This window comes from Ruegeria marisflavi, from assembly GCF_025673445.1.
Classification (GTDB): domain Bacteria; phylum Pseudomonadota; class Alphaproteobacteria; order Rhodobacterales; family Rhodobacteraceae; genus Ruegeria_B; species Ruegeria_B marisflavi.
This window is the reverse complement of sequence record NZ_JAOVQN010000002.1, coordinates 331435-349897: the sequence shown is the minus strand read 5'-3', so window position 1 is coordinate 349897 and position 18463 is coordinate 331435. Positions and strand designations below refer to the sequence as shown.

The window sequence follows — 18463 nt, the reverse complement described above, 5'->3', positions numbered from 1 at the left end:
ACCGGGGCTGCTCATGAATAATGCATCATTTCCCGCGCTCTCGCGCCTCGGCACATTTGTCGCCGAGGCGGCATTGACGGTAGACGACCGCTCGCACGATCAGCTGCGCGCCGCGGTGGCCGACTGCCTCGGCTGCATCCTCGCAGGCGTCGAAATGCCAGTCTCCGCAAAGGCCCGCTTTGCGGTTCGTGCCATGGGAATCGGTGGCGGTGTTGCGGTGCTGGGCACGGGCCAGCGCACGGCACCTGCGCAAGCGGCCTTCCTGAACGCCACCGCCGGCCACGCACTCGACTTCGACGATTGGGAAGCGCCAGGGAATACACATCCAACGGTGGTGGTCCTGCCCGCGCTGCTGGCCTGCATCCCCTCCGGGACGACGGGTGCCGACCTGATCGCGCCCTACATTGCCGGGTTCGAGGTGATCGCCCGGCTTGGCGAAGCGCTGAACCTTGAACATTACGGGGCCGGTTGGCACACAACCGCAACGCTGGGCACCCTTGGGGCTACGGCGGCTGTCGCCCGCGTGATGCGCCTAGACGCCCGGCAGAGCGCCCATGCGATGGCGCTGGCGATCAGCCGCGCCACCGGATACACCTGCCAGTTCGGCAGCAACGCCAAACCGTTGCAGGCCGGTTTTGCAGCGCAAGCCGCCGTGGAATGCGCCTATCTGGCTGCGGCCGGGGCCGAAGGCCAGTTGCATGCGCTCGACCACCCGCGCGGCTTTGCGGCGCTGACCGGCGGTGCCGACCCGCAGCGCCTGCGCGACGCGCTCGACCGGCTTGGCCAGCCGCTGGCGCTGAGCGAACATGGGATCGCGCTCAAGCCCTGGCCAAATTGCAGCTACACGCACCGCCTGATGACCGCCTTACTGGGCCTGCGCGACGGTCTGCGGCCCGAGAGTATCGCCCGCCTCGACCTGCACTTGCCCGATGTGCATGCAGCGATCCTGCCGTTCCACCAGCCCCGCGACCATGGCGAGGCCCTGTTCAGCCTGCCTTTCGCCTGCGCCATGGCCCTGGTTCACGGCGACCTGACGCTGTCCGATACCGCGCGCGACGCCTGGACCGACCCCCAGATCGTCACCCTGATCAGCCGCACCCATGTGCACCCATTCCGCCCCCGGCGGCCGGATCTCAACTTCGACCCTGAGGAACCCGACCGGGCCGTGATCACCCTGGATGACGGACAGATCCTCACCTCGACCTGCACCTATCCGCTTGGTGCACCGCAGAACCCACTTGCAGCGGACCGGATCAAGGCCAAACTGGCCGCCAATATCGCGCCACGCCTCGCAGGCCTCGCCGATACCCTGCTAGACTGGCCCGCGGCGCCCGACCTTCTCGACCTCATCGATAAGATCGCGGACCCGGCCTGAGCTTCAGAGGTCGATTTCGACCACCCCATCTGGTTCCGCCGCGCGCGACTGGCACAGGATGATCGCCTCTTCGCGCTGTTTCTTCGACAGCACAAAATCGCGATGCTCCACCTCGCCCGCGACCAGCCCGCATTTGCAAACGCCACAGATCCCGTCGGAACATTTCACGTCGACATGGAACCCGCTCTCGTTCAGCACCTGCGCCGCGTCCTTGTCCGCCGGCACCTCCAGCACCCGACCGGACCGGGCAAGTTTCAGGGTAAAGGGATGGTTCTCATAATCCGGCTGCTCGGGGACCGAGAAATACTCCAGATGCCGCGCCTCTTCGGGGAACCCCTGCCGCTCGGCGGCTTGCATCACCCCGTCCATGTAGCGATCCGGCCCGCAGGTATAGACATGCCAGCCGGGCTGATAGCCTGATAACACCGTGTCGAGATCGGCGCGCGTGCCCTCGTCCGAGAAATGCAGATGCACCCGGCCGACCCACGGCATGTCGGCAAGGTCCGCCAGATATCCCGCCCCGGCCCGGGTCGAGGCGGAATAATGCAGCTCGAACTCCGCGCCCAGCGCGTGCAACCGATGGGCAAAGGCGATCATCGGCGTGATGCCGATGCCGCCGCCCATCAGGAAGGTGCGAGTCGCGCCCTCCTCCAGCTCGAAATGGTTGATCGGTTTCGAGATGAACACCTTGCGCCCTTCGGCAAAGATCCGGTGCATCAACTTAGACCCGCCGCGCCCCTCATCCTCGCGCAAGACACCGATCTGATACTTCGTCCGGTCAGCCGGATCGCCCGACATCGAATATTGCCGCAGGAACTCGGGCGCGACCAGCACGTCCAGATGCGCCCCTGCCGTCCATTCCGGCAAGGGCGCACCATCGAGCGCCGAGAACTCGTATTTCGTCACATCGCCGGTCATCTTCTCGGCCCGCTTGACCGCCACGCGGATCACCGGGGCGCTCTCGGCATCCGGCACGGAATAGCGGTGCACCACCGACATATCCCCTGCCGACATGCGCGACCTGTATTCGTCTGCCGTCACCATCGCCTCATAGGCGGCAATCCCCGCCTCGCGATCCATCGGAAACGGATAAGGCCAGGGATGCGGTGCAAGCGGTGCGGGATAGACGGCCAGCGTCTGATCCTCGTATTTCAGGTCCAGATCCTTTTGCAGGCCGCGCCTGTTCAGCGGATGGGTCGAGGGCCGATAGGCCCCGTCCGCCTGCAACTCGATGTCCCACCACCATTTCTTGACGTCATTCAGGCCACCATGGCCCACCGCATCGTCCAGCCGCGCCAGCGCAGGGGCCGCCGCCGGAATGGTCATCGCCGCCCAGCGGAACGGGCGTTCGGCGAATATCCCCTCCAGATTCCAGGGACAGGTCTTCATGCAGCGCCCACACATCGCGCCGCCCTGGGTGGTGATGCGGTAGGTGGCGCATTTCTGGCTGTCGGATTTCCAGATCTCGTAGCCGTTGAACATCAGCTTCGGCCCGGCGGTGATCGCGCCCGACGGGCATTCGCGGGCGCATTTGTTGCAGCTCTCGCAGAACTTTTGCAGACCAAAGTCGATGGGTTTGTCGTGGGTGATCGGCATGTCGGTCGTCACCACGCCGGATTTCAGGCGCGGGCCAAGGTAGGGGTTCAGGATCACCTCGCCGATACGGCTGACCTCGCCTAGGCCAGAAAGCAGTAGAAGGGGCGGCTGCAACACCTCGCCATCCATCACCGTATGCGCCTTGGCCTTGTAGCCAAGGTTGCGGATCTGCTGCGCGATCACGCCGCCCAGCAGCGAGAAGCGCAGATAGGCGCGCATGGATTGCGCCACCGCGATCCAGTCGTCGCCACTCGACCCCTCCATCGTCTCGTATCCCTGGTCGATGATCATGCTGACCGCCTGATCATGCGGCGGGGTGATCACCTCGCCAGTAGCGTCATGGCTGTACCACGCCCACTCCGGGCAGCGGCTGAGCCCGACCGCATCGACCCCCAGGAAATAACTCGCCGCTTTCAGGTTGGCGGCGTTGCGGGCGGCGCTTTCCTGTTTGTACAAAACGGCACTTTCGCCATCCTGAAGCAGTACAAAAGCGCCAAGTGCGCGTCTTTGGGCAAAACTGGGCGCTGCCTTGCGCACATAATGGCCGCCCTTCGCCCCCTCTTGCAACGCCTTGCCCATGTCGCCGAATTGCGCCCGCGCGAACATATCCGCGCGCTTTGGGACACGGGCAACATTGGCCTCGTCGATATAGGTCGTCGGAGTTTCGACGCGCTTCAGCTTTTCGAAGGGATGCTCCCCGTCGACATAGCGCCGTTTCGCATAAACATCTCGGTTCATTGCATTTTTTGCGAATCCAGCACCCAGCCACCAGGCCGGACCCCGGGTTTTGAACCAGGGTTGTGCACCCATCGGCGCAAGGGCCACATCGTGGGTGATCTCCATTTCGGTTGTCACCGCCGCCAGACCGAAACGAGTCCCCAGCCAGGGCGCGACCAACTGACCTTCCTCGGCTGTCACCAACCCCGCCGCCACCGCCAGCCGACCAAGATCCACATCCGTAGAGGTCATCGAATGCGCTCGCGCATCGAACCCTAACAGTCTGATATAATTTGCAATTACCACCGCATTTTCTGTGGCCAGCAAACAGGCGCGATGATCCTGCGCATCAAGGATCCAATCGCTTCCCGGCTCCTCCGGTGCAGGATCGCGGTTGTGTTCATAGAGAAACACTATGGCATGGCGGTGGCTGTCGATACCGGTGGGATCTGCCTCCATGCTCTCTTTCAGGTCCGCCATGATCACGTCGATGCCCGAGGCCAGTGTCTTGGTCTGGCGCGTCCGCAGCGCCTCGGCCAGCCGGTCGATATCAGTGTTGCGCCGAGGCACCGGCAACAGCGCCTCGGCCGGGAGCGGGCCGCAGCCGATCATTGAAGCGTCGTTGAAATACCCGAATGCTTTCAGATGGTTGGCGCGCTCTTGTGGATCGGTTGGGATGTCCGCCCGCGCCGGATTAACGATCCCGTTGCGGATCGCATCCAGCATCGCCTGAAACTCGCCCATCGCGTTGACGATGCACTCGGGCCGCTCGGGCCGGTGAAAGTTGAGCGCGGGCATGCCGGGAACGTCAGCCAATTCCGCCGCGCCGTCGCGCCGGGCCAGCCGCTCCAGCGGATAGGGACCCATATGCACGGGCCGGTCCCGGTCCGCGAAAAAGCGAATACCCATCCTGCGCCTCCTGACTGCCTTTTCGACGTAGCGCGGAATGGACAGCAAAACCATTCATGTTTAGTCATAAACCTCATGAGAAATTTCGATTTCACCGATCTCGACGGCAAGGTGCTGCGGTGCTTTCTTGTCATCCTCGAAGAAAGCTCGGTCTCGCGCGCGGCAGACCGGCTGGGGGTGACTCAATCGGCGGTCAGCCATACGCTGGCCAAGCTGCGTGTCGTGCTGGGTGATCCGCTGTTCGTGCGCTCGGGCCAGGGGCTGACGCCCACCGAACGGGCGCTGTCCCTGCGCGAGCCGGTGCAGCGGGTCCTGGACGGGATCAAATCGCTGACCGATGCCCGCCCCTTTGACCCGCTGGGCGAAGCGATGCATTTCGACATCGCCGCCAACGATCTGCAACGCGAGCTGATTTTTCCCGAACTGCTGCACCATGCCCGCGCCGAAGGGGTGCGGCTGAGCCTTGGCTTCGTCCCTTCGGGCGTGCCCGATCCGGCCCTGTTGCGCAGCGACCGCTGTCAATTGATGCTGACACCTCTGCCGCCGGACGGGCCAGACATCTTTCAGAAACGGCTGTTTTCAAGCCCACTTATGATGTTCCACGACGCCACCCAAGGGCAACCGCCCAGGAGTTGGGAAGAGTACTGTGCTGCCGACCATGTCGAGGTGCGCTTTCCCGACGGACGCACCGCGCGCGCGGTCATGCAGGGTGTGGATCAGAGTCAGATCCGCCCCCCAACAGTCATCCTGCCGCATTTCAATGCCATCCCGGCCTTTGTCAAAGGCAGCACTCTGATCTCAACCGACACCGCGCTGATGAAGCGCGGGCCGTTGGCGACCCTGGACTGCGCCCCGCTGCCGTTTCAGTGCCCCCCGGTGTCGATCTACATGGTCTGGCACCAGCGCTCAGCCTCGGATCCGGCGCACCTTTGGCTACGTGCCCGGGTCGAGGAAATCGCGGCACGGCTTCAGAGCTAGAAGGCGCGACCCAGGAACCCGGAACAGTCTTGGCCCATTGGGGTCCAACTGGCTATGCTGGATCATCGTCCAAATGGAGTTTGGCTATGACAGACAAAGTTGCGTTGATCACCGCCGGCGGCAGCGGCATGGGCGCGGACGCCGCACGCCGATTGGCCGCCGACGGTTTCCGCGTCGGCATCCTGTCCTCGTCCGGCAAGGGTGAGGCCTTGGCGGCCGACCTGGGAGGGCTGGGCGTGACCGGTTCCAACCAGTCGAACGACGATTTGCAGCGGCTGGTCGACACGGCGATGGAGCGCTGGGGCAGGATAGACGTTCTGGTGAACTCGGCCGGACACGGGCCACGCGCACCCATTCTGGATCTCTCGGACGAAGACTGGCACCGGGGGATGGAGGTCTATTTCCTCAACGCCGTGCGCCCGACCCGGCTGGTTACCCCGGTCATGCAGGCGCAGGGGGGCGGCTCGATCATCAATATCTCGACCTTCGCCGCGTTCGAACCCGATCCGGTCTTTCCCACCTCGGGCGTGTTCAGGGCCGGTCTGGCCGCATTCTGCAAGCTTTACGCCGACCGATATGCCGCCCAGAACATCCGCATGAACAATATCCTGCCCGGCTTCATCGACAGCCTTCCGGAAAAGGAAGAGTTCCGCAGCCGAATCCCGATGGGGCGTTACGGCCGCAGCTATGACGAGATCGCCTCGGTCATCGCCTTGCTGGCATCAGAGGGCGGTGGGTACATCACCGGGCAGAACATCCGCGTCGATGGCGGCATAACCCGTTCGGTCTGACGCTTCGGTCAATACCCGATCCGCGCCTTGATCAGATGCATCAGCGTGGCGCCGGTCTCGAAGTAAGCCTGCTGCAAGCCCGTCATACGCTCGGCATGGTCTTCGACGGCGGCGAGGGGCAGTTTGCCTTCGTCGCCGCTGATCAAGGCCTCGGCCATGCCCTTGCCGAACAGCGTTCCGGGGCCGATGCCCCGGCCGGAATAGCCATGCGCCGCCAGCGCATTGGGGCCCGGTCGTGTAATCTTGGGGATATGGTCCGAGGTCATGGCGATCCGCCCGTGCCAGCCCATCTGTAACGGCTGATCCGACAGCACCGGGAACAGCTGCGCCAGCTTGCGGCGCACCCAGGCGGTATGAATGCCACTCGCGGCGTGCCCCAGATCGCCCATGGCCCCGATGATCATGCGCCCCGCCGCGTCCATCCGGAACGAAGACATGACCAGAGCTGAATCCCAGCACCCCTCGCCGCCCGGCAGGATGGTTGCCCGCAACTTGTCAGGCAAGGGCGCGGTGGCGTACTGGAAGTAGTGGACCGGCACATAGGCCGGTACATGGGTGTTCAATCCCAGGTGATAGGCATTCGTGGCCTGGATCAATGCCCGCGCCCGAACCGTGCCCCCCGGGGTTCGCGCTGACCAGGTACCGTTTTGATAGCTGAGTTCGACCACCGGACTATTGCCGTGCACCTGAGCACCAGCCGCCTGAGCCGCGCGCGCCAGACCCCGGACATAACCCAAGGGCTGGATGGTTCCGGCCCGGGGATCGAAAAGCGCGCCGTGGAACGCATCCGACCCGGTGCGCTTCGCGGTTTCCCCAGCCGAAATCAACGCGACCGGTGCGCCCGTCGCGGCAAGCTGCGCGTGCCGTTTCCGCAAGTCGGCCAGACCGGCAGCGGAATGGGCGCAGTGCAGGGTGCCATTGCGCATCGGTTCACACGCGATGTCATGTCTCGCGATCAGGTCATAGACATAGGCCGGAGCACCGGCCAGCAAAGCGATCAGCCGGTCGCCGGCCTGCTGCCCCAGATGCGCGCAAATGTCATCCGGCGGCAGCCAAAGGCCGGCATTGGCCAACCCGACATTGCGGCCAGAGCCACCATATCCGATCTCACTTGCCTCAAGCAGGCAAACGCTGGCCCCGGCTTCTGCTGCATGCAGGGCGGCCGAGACACCGGTGAACCCACCCCCGACAATGACCAGATCGACGGTTGTGTCGGTTTTCAGCGGCGGCGCCGAGACACGTTCGGTGCAGGTCTTGTGCCAGAGATTGCTGTCGTTTTCCGAAACCTTCGCCATAATTCACCGCGTGTTTCCCGGTTCGCCGGGATGTTGGTCTTGAAATCTCAGCCCGCGCAAACCAGCCCGCGCTGGTCGTCGCGCCCCATCGCCACCAGCAAGGGCGCCTCGGCCTGCCGCGCCTGAAACGCTTCCTTGTCGCCCATGCCACGCCAATTTGCCAGCACCAGCGATTGCGCCACAGCACCGCCGAGAGTGGCACCGGGGCCGGTGACGATGAATAGATCGGGGGCGAACTCGCGCGCGGCGGTCTGCACGGCGCGGGTGAAATCATAAGGTTTGGTCACCTGATGGCCCAGCGTATAGTCCCACAGCGCCCCGGTGTCGGTGGCGCCGGGCCACCAGATCTTGCCGCGCCCGTCTATCATCGGGCGGCTGGGCTGGATGAAAAGGTCGGCGCCCAACCGTTGCCGACCTTCGGCGGCAACCGGCGCCTGCAACCGGGTGTGAAAAGCCGCGTGATTGGCCAGCCGCATCGGAAAGCGTTCCTGTACCACCGGTAGCAAAGCCTCGAATGCCGACAGGCCGGCCTCGTTTCCGGCCAGAACCAGCATGCCCCCCAGATCGATGGACAGCGCCAGGTCATGCCCCGGCATCGCGTCGATCCGCGCCACATCCGCCAGCAGCGCCGCCTTGCGCGCCGGGTCGTCCGACCAATCCTCGCCAGTGAAAGGATAGACCAGCTGCCCGCCGATCAACCGTTCCTGCATCAGCGTGCCCATAGTGTTGACCACCCGGAACCCGTTTTCCGGACGCAGTGCCCCGGCGGCGGCCAGCGCAATATACCAGCCCATCGAATTGCCGGTGACGGCAACCACCTCGATATCCTCGGCCAGCGCCTGCGCATCGGCCAGCGCGGCGGCATAGATCAGCGGCGAGGCCACATCGCCGCGCGAGTATTTGCCGACCGTAAACCGCTCGGCCCCGTCCAGCGTGGTCACCGCCTCCTGCCCCGCTTCGGCCCGGATGGCGTCAAAGGCGTGGAACATCTGCATCCGGGCGCCGTGGTGGCGGTGCAGATAACCCAGTTCCGGTTTGTTATAGGTGCCCCGGCCGGGGCAGATCACGACAGCGGTACGTGTCATTTTGCAGCTCCGGTCAGGGACAGCGCGGCGGCCACGATGCCGTCCTTTGACGGTAGCGGGGCGGCGTAGGCCGGGCCGGTGGCAATGAAGCAATCCTCGGCTACCACGCGGGCGGTTGCGGGGGCGCGACTTTCTTCGCAGAATAAAGTCATCAGCGCCTCGGACTGGCTGCCGGTGCGGCGGCATTCGTCAACGATCAGCACGTGTTTGCAGCCTCGCGTGGCCGCGCGCAGCGCCTCGGCGGGCAGTGGCGCCAGCCAGCGCAGGTCGATGATCCGCGCCTTGACCCCTGCCGCCTCGATCTCGGGCAGTGCCTGCTGCGACAGGTAGTGGCCATTGCCATAGGTGACGATGGCCAGATCGGTGCCGTCGCCATGCACGCCGACCTCGCCCAAGGCGATGCGCCGGTCGGGCGAGGGATAGGTTGTCATCCAGCCGCCATCCTGCGCCCCGTGCAGATCGCGCATCGGATAGAGCGCGATGGGTTCGAGGAACACCACCACCCGCTGCTCCTCGCGCGCCAGCCGCACGCATTCGCGCAGCATCTGCGCCGCATCCGCCCCGGTCGAGGGGCAGGCGATGATCACGCCGGGAATGTCGCGCAGCACCGCCAGCGAGTTGTCATTGTGGAAGTGCCCACCAAACCCCTTCTGATACCCCAGCCCCGCGATGCGCAGCACCATCGGGTTGGTGAACTGCCCGTTCGAGAAGAACGGCAGCGTCGCGGCCTCACCCCGGATCTGATCCTCGGCATTGTGCAAATAGGCGAGGAACTGGATCTCGGGGATCGGCAGGAACCCATTATGCCCCATGCCAATGGCCAGCCCCAGGATGGACTGTTCGTCCAGAAGCGTGTCGATCATCCGGTCGGGGCCAAAGCGTTGTTGCAGCTTCTGGGTCACACCATAGACGCCCCCTTTGCGGCCCACATCCTCGCCCATGCAGACGATCTCGCTATGTTCGAGCATCAGATCGGTCAGCGCCCAGTTGATCAGGCGGCTCATCGGCTGCGGCTCGTCCAGGGCGCGCATGTCGCCACCAAAGGTGGCGGCCCGCGCCTCGGCGCCGGGGCCATTGGTGGGTTTGCAGTCCCGCTTCGGCGGGATCAGGCTGGCCGCCACCTCACCCGCATTGGCCAGATGCGGACGGGTCGCGGCCTCGGCCGCGATGCGGTCGGTGCGGGCGCAGGTCTGTTCATAGATCGCCAGCGCCTCCGAAGGCGACAGCGCGCCGTCCTCGGCGAGCAGCCGCACGCTGTGCAGCAGCGGGTCCATGGCCTCCTCGGCCTCGACCTCGGCGCGGGTCAGATAGGTGGTCGGCACATCCGCCCCGGCATGGCCATAGAGCCGCACGGTTTTCAGATGCAGGAACGCAGGCTTGCGGCGGGTACGGACATACTCGGCGGCCTCTTGCGCCACCGCATAGGTTTCGTAGATATCCAGCCCGTTGGCCTGTAAATAGCGGATGCCGGGCCGATGCTCCATCGAGGCCTGAATCCAGCCCCGTGGCGTCTTGGTCGAAATACCGATCCCGTTATCCTCGCAGACAAACAAGAGCGGCAACGGGATCGACTGCACGCTGGTCCAGCCCGCCGTGTTGATCGCGCCCTGCGCCGTGGAATGGTTGGCCGAGGCATCGCCAAAGGAGCACATGGCAATCCCGTCCTCGGGCAGTTGCCGGTGTTCGGGCGGGTGCCGCCGCGCCGCGCCCAGGCTATAGGCCGCGCCCACCGCCTTGGGCAGGTGACTGGCGATGGTCGAGGTCTGCGGCGGGATCATCAGCGCCTTGGACCCCAGCACCTTGTGCCGCCCCCCCGAGGTCGGGTCCTCCTTTGAGCAGGCAAAGCTGAGCAGCATGTCCCAGGCGATCTGCTGACCCGGCACCTGTTCCGCCCGCGCGATCTGAAACGCCGCATCGCGATAATGCAGAAAGGCGATGTCGGTCGGGCGCAGGGCCTGCGCCACCGCTGCCATCCCCTCATGGCCCGAGGAACCAATGGTGTAAAACCCCTGCCCCGCCTTCTGCATCGCCCGGCTGGTCCGGTCGAGCGCCCGGCTGAGCACCTGCGAGCGGTAAAGCGACACCGCCTGCGCCTGCGTCAAGCCCGGGCGCGGCGGCGCGCCCTTGGGCAGGTCGCCCGCAGCCACCCGGCTCAGGAAGTTCTCATGTACGATCTGGGCGCGGTCCATGGCTCGGCCTTCTTTAATGCTTGGGGTCAATGCCCCTTGTTACAACACGGCGACGGCGCGGGCGATACGGGCAAGCCCCTCTTCCAGGCTCTGCCTCGCATAAGCGAAGGAGAGGCGCAAATGCCCCGACATGCCAAAGGCCCGCCCCGGCACCAGTGCCACCCCGGCCTTGTCCAGCAGATAGTGGCAGAATTCATGATCGACCGGCATCCGCGCGGGTGTCTTGGGGAACACATAGAACGCGCCGTCCGGCAGCGCACACTCTAGCCCCGCCGCATTCAACCCGGCAACCACCAGGTCGCGCCGCGACCGCATCTCGGCCCGCCGCTCGGCCAGCAGGTCCTGCGGCCCGGTCAGCGCGGCCAGCGCCGCCGCCTGCGCGATGGAACAGGCGCCCGAGGTGATCTGCCCCTGCACCGCCACCATCGCTTTGATCAGCGGCGCCGGGCCGATCCCCCAACCGATGCGCCAACCGGTCATGGAATAGGCCTTGGACACGCCGTTCACGATCAGGGTGCGATCCGCTAACGCCGGAACCGCCTGCACAAAGGGGGTAAAGGGCACATAGGCCAGATGCTGGTAAATCTCGTCCGAGATCACCCAGACATGCGGGTGACGCTCCAGCACCGCGCCCAGCGCATGCAACTCTGCCTGAGAATAGATGGCGCCGGTGGGGTTCGATGGCGTGTTGAGCAAGAGCCAGCGCGTACTCGGGGTGATCGCCGCCTCCAACTGCGCGGACGTGATTTTGAACCCTTGTTCACCCGGACAGTTCAGCACCACCGGCACGCCCCCCGCCAGCCGCACCATATCGGCATAGCTGGTCCAGAACGGCGCGGTGGTGATCACCTCATCTCCCGGGTCGAGCGTGGCGAGGAACGCACCCGCCAGCACCTGTTTGGCCCCGGTAGAAACGATCACATTGGCAGGTTCCACCCCGGCCTCGGTGGCAATGGCCTCGCGTAGTGCCGGGGTACCCGCAGTGGCAGGATAACGGGTTTGCCCTGCCAGCGCAGCCTGATGGGCGGTCTCAATCACATGATTCGGGGTCGGAAAATCCGGCTCTCCGGTGCTGAGCGCGACAATATCGGCGCCAGCGGCCCGCAATTGCGCTGCCCGTTCCGAGATCTGCACGATCTCGGACAGCTCGATCCCATCGAACCTGCCCGCCCGCCGAAAACCAGTATCACCGGAGATATTCATAACCATTCCCCACCATCAGGAGTTTCCCGCAATAGATCGCGCTAGATCATGCAAAAAACCAGTGATATTCCGGTCAAAAGCTATGAGGAAAACTCAAGTGATTGCCCCCCGCCGCTTTCTCCCCTCGATCTCCTCCCTGCTGGCTTTGGAGGCCGTCGATCGGCTGGGCAGCGCCTCAGCCGCCGCCGAGGAACTGGCCCTGACCCAAAGCGCCATCAGCCGCCAGCTGAAGACGATGGAGGAGCAGCTGGGCGTCGAACTGGTCCAACGCGATCGGGTGCGGCTCCACCTGACGCCTGCGGCGCAGGAATATGTGCAGACCGCCCGCGCCGCGCTGACCCAGCTGGCGCAGGCCTCTCTCAAGCTCAAGGCAAATCCTCGCGGCGGCACGCTCAGCCTGTCGATCCTGCCTGCCTTCGGTATGCACTGGTTGGCGCCGCGATTGCAGGATTTCGCCCGCCGCCACCCGGAAGTGTCGGTCAATCTCAGCACCCGGCTGAAACCCTTCGACTTTGCCAGTGAACCCTTCGATGCCGCCATCCATTTCGGGCGGCGCGACTGGGCCGGAGTCGACTATCTCAAAATCATGCGCGAGGAGGTTTTGCCGGTCTGCGCTCCTGACTTGCGGCAAGCCACCGACGACCCCGGCTGGCTGCGCACGGCTCCGCTTTTGCATCTCGACACCCGCCCGGATGCCTGGGAGTGCTGGTTTGCAGCGCACGATCTCGCCGCGCCGGGGCTGCGCGGTATGCTGTTCGACCAGTTCTCGACCATGATCCCGGCGGTGGCCAACGGGCTGGGCGTTGCCCTGCTGCCCAGCTATCTGGTCACCGATGATCTGGTCAGCGGGCGGCTTGTCACTGCCTGTGACGGACCCGCCGTGAGCCTGGGGAGCTATTATCTGGTCTGGCCAAAGGAGCGCATGATCGCGCCGCCGCTCGCCTCGTTCCGGGCATGGCTGCAAGAGGCATTTACATAAGAAAAGGGGCGCTGCCCCTCTTGCCCTGCGGGCAATTCACCCCGGAGTATTTCAGACCAGAAAGAAGCGCAAATCCAGCTCTGGCTTCTTTCTGGTTGCAAATACTCCAGGGAGTTTGAGGGACAGCGTCCCTCAACAAAGGATCGAGCGCGCCGCAGGCGCACAATTTGATTGCGAACGGGTCAGACGTCCAGGGAACGGGCGATCAGTTCCTTCATCACCTCGTTGGTGCCGCCATAGATCATCTGAACCCGCGCATCGGCATAAAGCCGCGCGATCGGGTATTCCATCATGAACCCATAGCCGCCGAAAAGTTGCAGGCATTCATGCATGATCTCGTTCTGCACCTCGGAGCCGTAATATTTCACCATCGAGGCGGTGGCGGCATCGAGTTGCCCGGCCTCCAGCCGACCGATGCAGTCATTGACGAAACTGCGCAGCACCTCGGCCTTGGTCTTGCATTCGGCCAGCTTGAAACGCGTGTTCTGGAAATCCATCACCCGCTGACCAAAGGCCTTGCGCTCCTGCACGTATTTCACCGTCTCGGCGATGGCAAAGTCGATGGCGCCCAGCGCCATGATGCCGATGGTCAGGCGTTCCCAGGGCAGCTGTTTCATCAGCTGGTAGAACCCATGCCCCTCTTCCGCGCCGATCAGGTTGGTCATCGGCACCTTGACGTCCTCAAAGAACAGCTCGGCGGTGTCGTTGGCCTTCATCCCGAGTTTCTTGAGGTTGCGGCCCCGGCGGAAGCCTTCTGCGCCTTCGGTTTCGAGCGCGATCAGCGACACGCCCTTGGACCCCAGCGTCTTGTCGGTCTTGGCCACCACGATGATCAGATCGGCGGTCTGGCCGTTGGTGATGAATATCTTGGAGCCGTTTATCCGGTACGAATTGCCGTCCTTCTCGGCGGTGGTGCGCACCGCCTGCAGGTCCGAGCCGGTGCCCGGTTCGGTCATCGCGATGGCGCCCACCATCTCTCCCGAAGCGAGCTTCGGCAGCCATTTGGCCTTTTGCTCCTCGCTGCCATAGGCGGTGATGTAGTGCGTGACGATCGACTGGATGCCATAGCCCCAGCCCGCATCCCCGCGCGAGGTCTGTTCATAGATGGTGACCGCGTCAAAGCCCATGCCGCCGCCGACACCGCCGAATTCCTCGGGGATGGCACCCGCCATCAGCCCGGTCTCGCCTGCCTTGCGCCAGAAGTCGCGATCGACCACGCCATTGTCGACCCAGGTCTCGATATTGGGAACCAGTTCGTCATCGAGGAACCGGCCCGCCGCTTCGGCGAACATGCGATGTTCGTCTGTGACCCAGGCCGCCGTGCTGGAAAAAAGGGACATATCATTCTCCGATCTGAATTTGTGCTCAGGCTAAGCCCATGCCTGATTCAAGCCAATCGGGGTGACGCGGCGTTCCGGGAATCCAACGCAACGTCCTTTTGCGTCAGCGCGTCACCTGGTGACGCGCGCCCTTGGCGGGGGGCGTTTCAGCGCCACCGGCGAAGCATTGCGCGATCGACATCCACTCGGCCGCAACGGACCCCTGGACCAGCAAGGACGTGTCCGCGATGTTGCGGGTCTGGGCAACGACCTGGGCAAATTCCACGGCGGGGCCGGAAATCCGGTTCTCGCCTGGTTCGCCGAAACTCCACAGCGCGCCGGACGGTGCGGTGAGGTCCAGCCGGGGCATGGCTTCCGGCACAGCCCGGCCATGCACCTTGTATGACCATCCGAACGTGTTGACGCCGAGAACCACGATGTTCATGACCCGGTCTGCGTCTTGCCGCCGGGCGCCCAGGATATCAAAGACCTCCTGGCCATGCGCCCAGGTTTCCATCTGCCGTGCGGTGATCGACGAGCGCACCGACATCTCGGGGCCTGCCCATTTCACCCGGCGTTTTGGGTCGAGATCCGCCCAGCGGCGACCCATGTCGGTGTAGAGCGCGCGCCAGGCGGTGCGCAGGTCTGCACCGCGCTCAGTGATCATCGCGTTTTCGGTGGCGCGGAAACCGTTCTTGCCAATACCGGCAAAGGTTTCCGCCAATCGGGCCTGGAACGCCACCTCATCGGTCAGCGACAGGTCCGCCATCTGGTTCCAGAAATGCAGATGGACCAGCACGTCGTTCAGGGTCCAGCCCTTGAACTGGGTCACCACCTCCCACTGCGAGCCGGTGACATCCGCTAGCACCGCATCCAGCGCCTCGCTTTCGGCCAGGAAATCGCCTGCTTGTTCCATTTCTAATCCTCCAGTGTCGCCATCAGCCTTTCGGCGGCCTCAAGGTAGTCGCGCTTGAACTCCTGCACCACCTCGGCGGTCGAAGTCATCTGGTTCATCAACCCGACCCCCTGCCCGACCCAATAGGTGGCGAGCTCCGCCGCACCCTGGTGTCCGCCTTGCGCCAGTTTCTCGATCCGGGCCAGCGCTGGTTCCGAGATCAGCGACTGGAACGGCATCGGCAGCGGGCTGGGGCCCTGCGCCTCCCATGCCTCGGTCCAGGCCGATTTCAGCTGGCGCGAGGTCTTGCCGGTACGCGAGCGTGACCGCACCGTGTCGGACGACGTAGCCGTAAGCATCTTGTCCTTGACCACCTGGCTTGGCTCTCCCTCGGCAGTGGTCAGCCAGACCGAGCCGCACCAGGCCCCGGAAGCCCCCATGGCCATGGCCGCCGCCATCTGACGGCCGGTGACGATGCCGCCCGCCGCCAGCACCGGGGTGTTGCCCGCGACCGAAACCACCTCGGGCACCAGCACCATGGTCGAGATTTCGCCGCAGTGGCCGCCGGCCTCGCCGCCCGCAGCCACGAGGATGTCGACACCGGCGGCCACTTGCCGCTCGGCGTGTTTTTTCGACCCGACAAGCGCCGCCACCGGCACGCCAGCGGCCCGGGCGCGGTCCAGCATGATCTGCGGCGGCGTGCCCAGTGCATTGGCGATCAGGCGGATCGGAAAGGAGAACGCGATATCCAGCATCTCCTCGGCCCCGCCGCTGTCGAGATTATGCGAGAAATGCAGCATCGCCCGGCGGCGTTCGTCCAGATCGTCGCTGCCAACTCCAGCCTGGGCCAATGTTGCCTCGACAAAGGCCAGATGTTCATCCGGCAACCCGGCGAGCAGTTGGTCGTCGGTCAGGCTGGCACGGCGTCGCTGGATCGAGGTTGGCACGATCAGGTCGACGCCATAGGGTTTGCCGCCACAATTGGCGTCGATCCACTCCAGTTCCGTCCTGAGCTGCTTGGGCGTGTACATCACCGCCCCGAACACGCCCATGCCCCCGGCCCGGCTGACGGCGGCAACCACGTCGCGGCAATGGCTGAAGGCGAAGAGAGGGAACTCGATCCCCAGTTCGCGGCAAAGTGCGGAGTTCATTCGGCGGTATCCTCTTCCTCGATCTCGATTATGATGTCACCGGCGGCAAGGCTCTGGCCTGTCTTGACATGCACGGTTCTGATACAACCCGCGACAGGGGCAACGATCTGGTGTTGCATCTTCATCGCCTCCAGCACGGCCAGCATGTCGCCCTTGCCGACCCGTGTGTCGGGTTCGACCGCAACCGACTGTACCAACCCGGGCATGGGCGCGGTGACGCGCCCGCCAACCTGTGCGCTGTCCTCCCGTGCGCCGGGACGCAGGCGGCGCGCGGAAAACCGCAGTGCACCGGTTGCGAGGAACACGGTATCAACCTCGATATGAGCCATCACGTCATGGGTCGCCTCGCCAACCCGGGCACGCAATCCGGCGCCCATGGTGGTCAGCGAAACGTCGAACACTTCCCCTGCAACGCCGATCCGCCAGCCCCCGACAAAGGCGCCAGCAGAGCAGGAGATGATATCGTCTGCAACCGCAAGCATCAGTCCGCGCGGCAACACCGGCGCGCTCGACCAACCCAGCTGGTCGGTGGCAATGTGGCCAGCCAGCGCGAGGGCGGTATCACGGTCATGTTGCATCAGAACGGCCACCGCCACCGCCACCATTTCTGGATCCTTCGTTGCACCGGCATAGCCATCCGGCCAGGAGCGCGCCAGAAGTCCGGTTGTGGCTTCACCCGCCGCGAACTCCGCCAGCGCCAGAACATCGGCCAGAAAGGCACTGTTGGTTGCGGTGCCCAGCAAAACGGTCTCTTTCACAGCTCGGATGAGCCTGGTCCGCGCCACCTCGCGCGTGGGACCGTGGGCGATGATCTTGGCCAGCATCGGGTCGTAATGGGGCGAGATGTCCTGCCCCTCATTGATCCCCGCATCGACCCGAACACCGGCCCCCGTCGCCGGTTGCCAGCGCAGCACCGGGCCTGTCGCGGGCAAATAGCCGTTGGCCGGATCCTCTGCATAGAGCCGCACTTCGATCGCGTACCCGTCGAGCCGCACATCGTCCTGCCCAAGCGGCAGCGCCTCGCCCTGCGCCACGCGGATCTGCCATTCCACCAGATCAAGACCGGTCACCATCTCGGTCACCGGATGTTCGACCTGGAGCCGTGTGTTCATCTCGAGGAAGTAGAACGCGCCCGAGGCGTCGAGCAGGAATTCTACCGTGCCAGCCCCGCGATAGTCGACCGCGCGCGCGGCGGCCACAGCAGCCGCCCCCATCTTGGCCCGCAACTCTGGCGTCATCACCGGGCAAGGCGCCTCTTCGACAACCTTCTGGTGGCGACGCTGGACCGAGCAATCCCGCTCGCCCAGGTGGATCACGTTGCCATGCGCATCGGCAAACACCTGAAACTCGACATGGCGCGGCTCGATGATGGCCTTTTCAAGGATCAACTCGTCAGACCCAAAGGCGCCCAGCGCCTCGGACCGGGCGCGCATCAATGTCTGCTCCAGCACCTCGGGCCGTTCGACCAGACGCATACCACGCCCGCCTCCGCCCGCCGCCGCTTTGACCATCAGGGGGAAGCCGATCTGTTTAGCCGCGCGGGTCATGGCGGCGTCGGACTGCTCCGCCCCTTCGTAACCCGGCACACAGGGCACGCCGGCGGCGATCATCATCCGCTTGGCCCCGGCCTTGTTGCCCATCGCCGCGATGGCGCGGGCATCGGGCCCGATAAAGACCATCCCGGCCTCGGCCACCGCCTGTGCAAAAACCGCGTTTTCGGACAGAAAGCCATAACCCGGGTGGATGGCGCCTGCGCCAGACCGTCGGGCCGCGTCGAGAATGCGCCCTGCATCAAGATAGCTGTCCCCGACCGGGCCTGCTCCGATCCAGACACTTTCGTCGGCCAGGACCACATGCGGGGAACTGGCGTCTGCACTGGTGTAGACGGCCACCGTGCGCAATCCCATCGCGCGCGCCGTGCGGATTACCCGCGCCGCGATCTCTCCCCGGTTGGCGACCAGTATCGTGTCGAATGCCATGG

General features: G+C 64.7%; 13 protein-coding genes. 4 read left to right on the top strand and 9 right to left on the bottom strand.

Annotated features, from left to right (window positions below):
- Positions 1-13 precede the first annotated feature (13 nt).
- The gene (locus tag OEZ49_RS03600; protein ID WP_263387039.1) at positions 14-1375 is read left to right on the top strand and encodes an MmgE/PrpD family protein; all 1362 of its coding nucleotides are present in this window, start codon (positions 14-16) and stop codon (positions 1373-1375) included.
- Positions 1376-1378: 3 nt separating this feature from the next.
- Here OEZ49_RS03600 and OEZ49_RS03595 read toward each other — a convergent pair whose 3' ends face one another.
- Entirely contained in the window at positions 1379-4597 is a 3219-nt protein-coding gene (locus OEZ49_RS03595; protein WP_263387038.1) for a reductive dehalogenase, read from the bottom strand.
- 75 nt (positions 4598-4672) lie between these two features.
- On the opposite strand from OEZ49_RS03595, the gene OEZ49_RS03590 reads away from it, so the two are divergent.
- Together OEZ49_RS03590 and OEZ49_RS03585 are read left to right on the top strand one after the other, a co-directional pair.
- Positions 4673-5575, top strand: a complete 903-nt coding sequence (locus OEZ49_RS03590) for a LysR family transcriptional regulator (RefSeq protein ID WP_263387037.1) — start codon at positions 4673-4675, stop codon at positions 5573-5575.
- Positions 5576-5661: 86 nt separating this feature from the next.
- Positions 5662-6366 carry an SDR family oxidoreductase gene (locus OEZ49_RS03585; protein ID WP_263387036.1) on the top strand — a complete coding sequence of 235 codons (705 nt, stop codon included), beginning with the start codon at positions 5662-5664 and terminating at the stop codon, positions 6364-6366.
- 8 nt (positions 6367-6374) lie between these two features.
- Here the strand turns inward: OEZ49_RS03585 and OEZ49_RS03580 are convergent, their stop codons facing one another.
- The 4 genes from OEZ49_RS03580 to OEZ49_RS03565 are packed head-to-tail and all read right to left on the bottom strand — an operon-like array spanning position 6375 to position 12138.
- The gene (locus OEZ49_RS03580) at positions 6375-7661 is read right to left on the bottom strand and encodes an NAD(P)/FAD-dependent oxidoreductase (RefSeq protein WP_263387035.1); all 1287 of its coding nucleotides are present in this window, start codon (positions 7659-7661) and stop codon (positions 6375-6377) included.
- Between the two features lie 47 nt (positions 7662-7708).
- Complete coding sequence (locus OEZ49_RS03575; RefSeq protein ID WP_263387034.1) at positions 7709-8746, bottom strand: ACP S-malonyltransferase; 1038 nt, start codon at positions 8744-8746, stop codon at positions 7709-7711.
- Positions 8743-10935 carry a dehydrogenase E1 component subunit alpha/beta gene (locus tag OEZ49_RS03570; RefSeq protein WP_263387033.1) on the bottom strand — a complete coding sequence of 731 codons (2193 nt, stop codon included), beginning with the start codon at positions 10933-10935 and terminating at the stop codon, positions 8743-8745. Before OEZ49_RS03570 ends, OEZ49_RS03575 begins: the two co-directional genes overlap by 4 nt.
- 39 nt (positions 10936-10974) lie before the next feature.
- Positions 10975-12138 (bottom strand): pyridoxal phosphate-dependent aminotransferase, encoded by a 1164-nt coding sequence (locus tag OEZ49_RS03565; RefSeq protein ID WP_263387032.1) that lies wholly within the window; start codon positions 12136-12138, stop codon positions 10975-10977.
- A 97-nt stretch (positions 12139-12235) separates the two neighbouring features.
- Here OEZ49_RS03565 and OEZ49_RS03560 point away from each other — a divergent pair, with 97 nt between their 5' ends.
- Positions 12236-13117 carry a LysR substrate-binding domain-containing protein gene (locus OEZ49_RS03560; RefSeq protein ID WP_263387031.1) on the top strand — a complete coding sequence of 294 codons (882 nt, stop codon included), beginning with the start codon at positions 12236-12238 and terminating at the stop codon, positions 13115-13117.
- 182 nt (positions 13118-13299) lie between these two features.
- On the opposite strand, the gene OEZ49_RS03555 is transcribed toward OEZ49_RS03560, so the two are convergent.
- The 4 genes from OEZ49_RS03555 to OEZ49_RS03540 all read right to left on the bottom strand — a co-directional run bounded on the left by OEZ49_RS03555 (position 13300) and on the right by OEZ49_RS03540 (position 18461).
- Positions 13300-14457 (bottom strand): acyl-CoA dehydrogenase family protein, encoded by a 1158-nt coding sequence (locus tag OEZ49_RS03555; RefSeq protein WP_263387030.1) that lies wholly within the window; start codon positions 14455-14457, stop codon positions 13300-13302.
- Positions 14458-14560: 103 nt separating this feature from the next.
- A complete protein-coding gene (locus OEZ49_RS03550) occupies positions 14561-15352 on the bottom strand; it encodes a TIGR03084 family metal-binding protein (RefSeq protein ID WP_263387029.1) in 792 nt (263 codons plus the stop codon).
- Between the two features lie 2 nt (positions 15353-15354).
- Positions 15355-16482, bottom strand: a complete 1128-nt coding sequence (locus OEZ49_RS03545; protein WP_263387028.1) for an NAD(P)H-dependent flavin oxidoreductase — start codon at positions 16480-16482, stop codon at positions 15355-15357.
- Positions 16479-18461, bottom strand: a complete 1983-nt coding sequence (locus tag OEZ49_RS03540) for an acetyl/propionyl/methylcrotonyl-CoA carboxylase subunit alpha (RefSeq protein WP_263387027.1) — start codon at positions 18459-18461, stop codon at positions 16479-16481. The genes OEZ49_RS03545 and OEZ49_RS03540 overlap by 4 nt, the downstream gene beginning before the upstream one ends.
- Positions 18462-18463 lie beyond the last annotated feature (2 nt).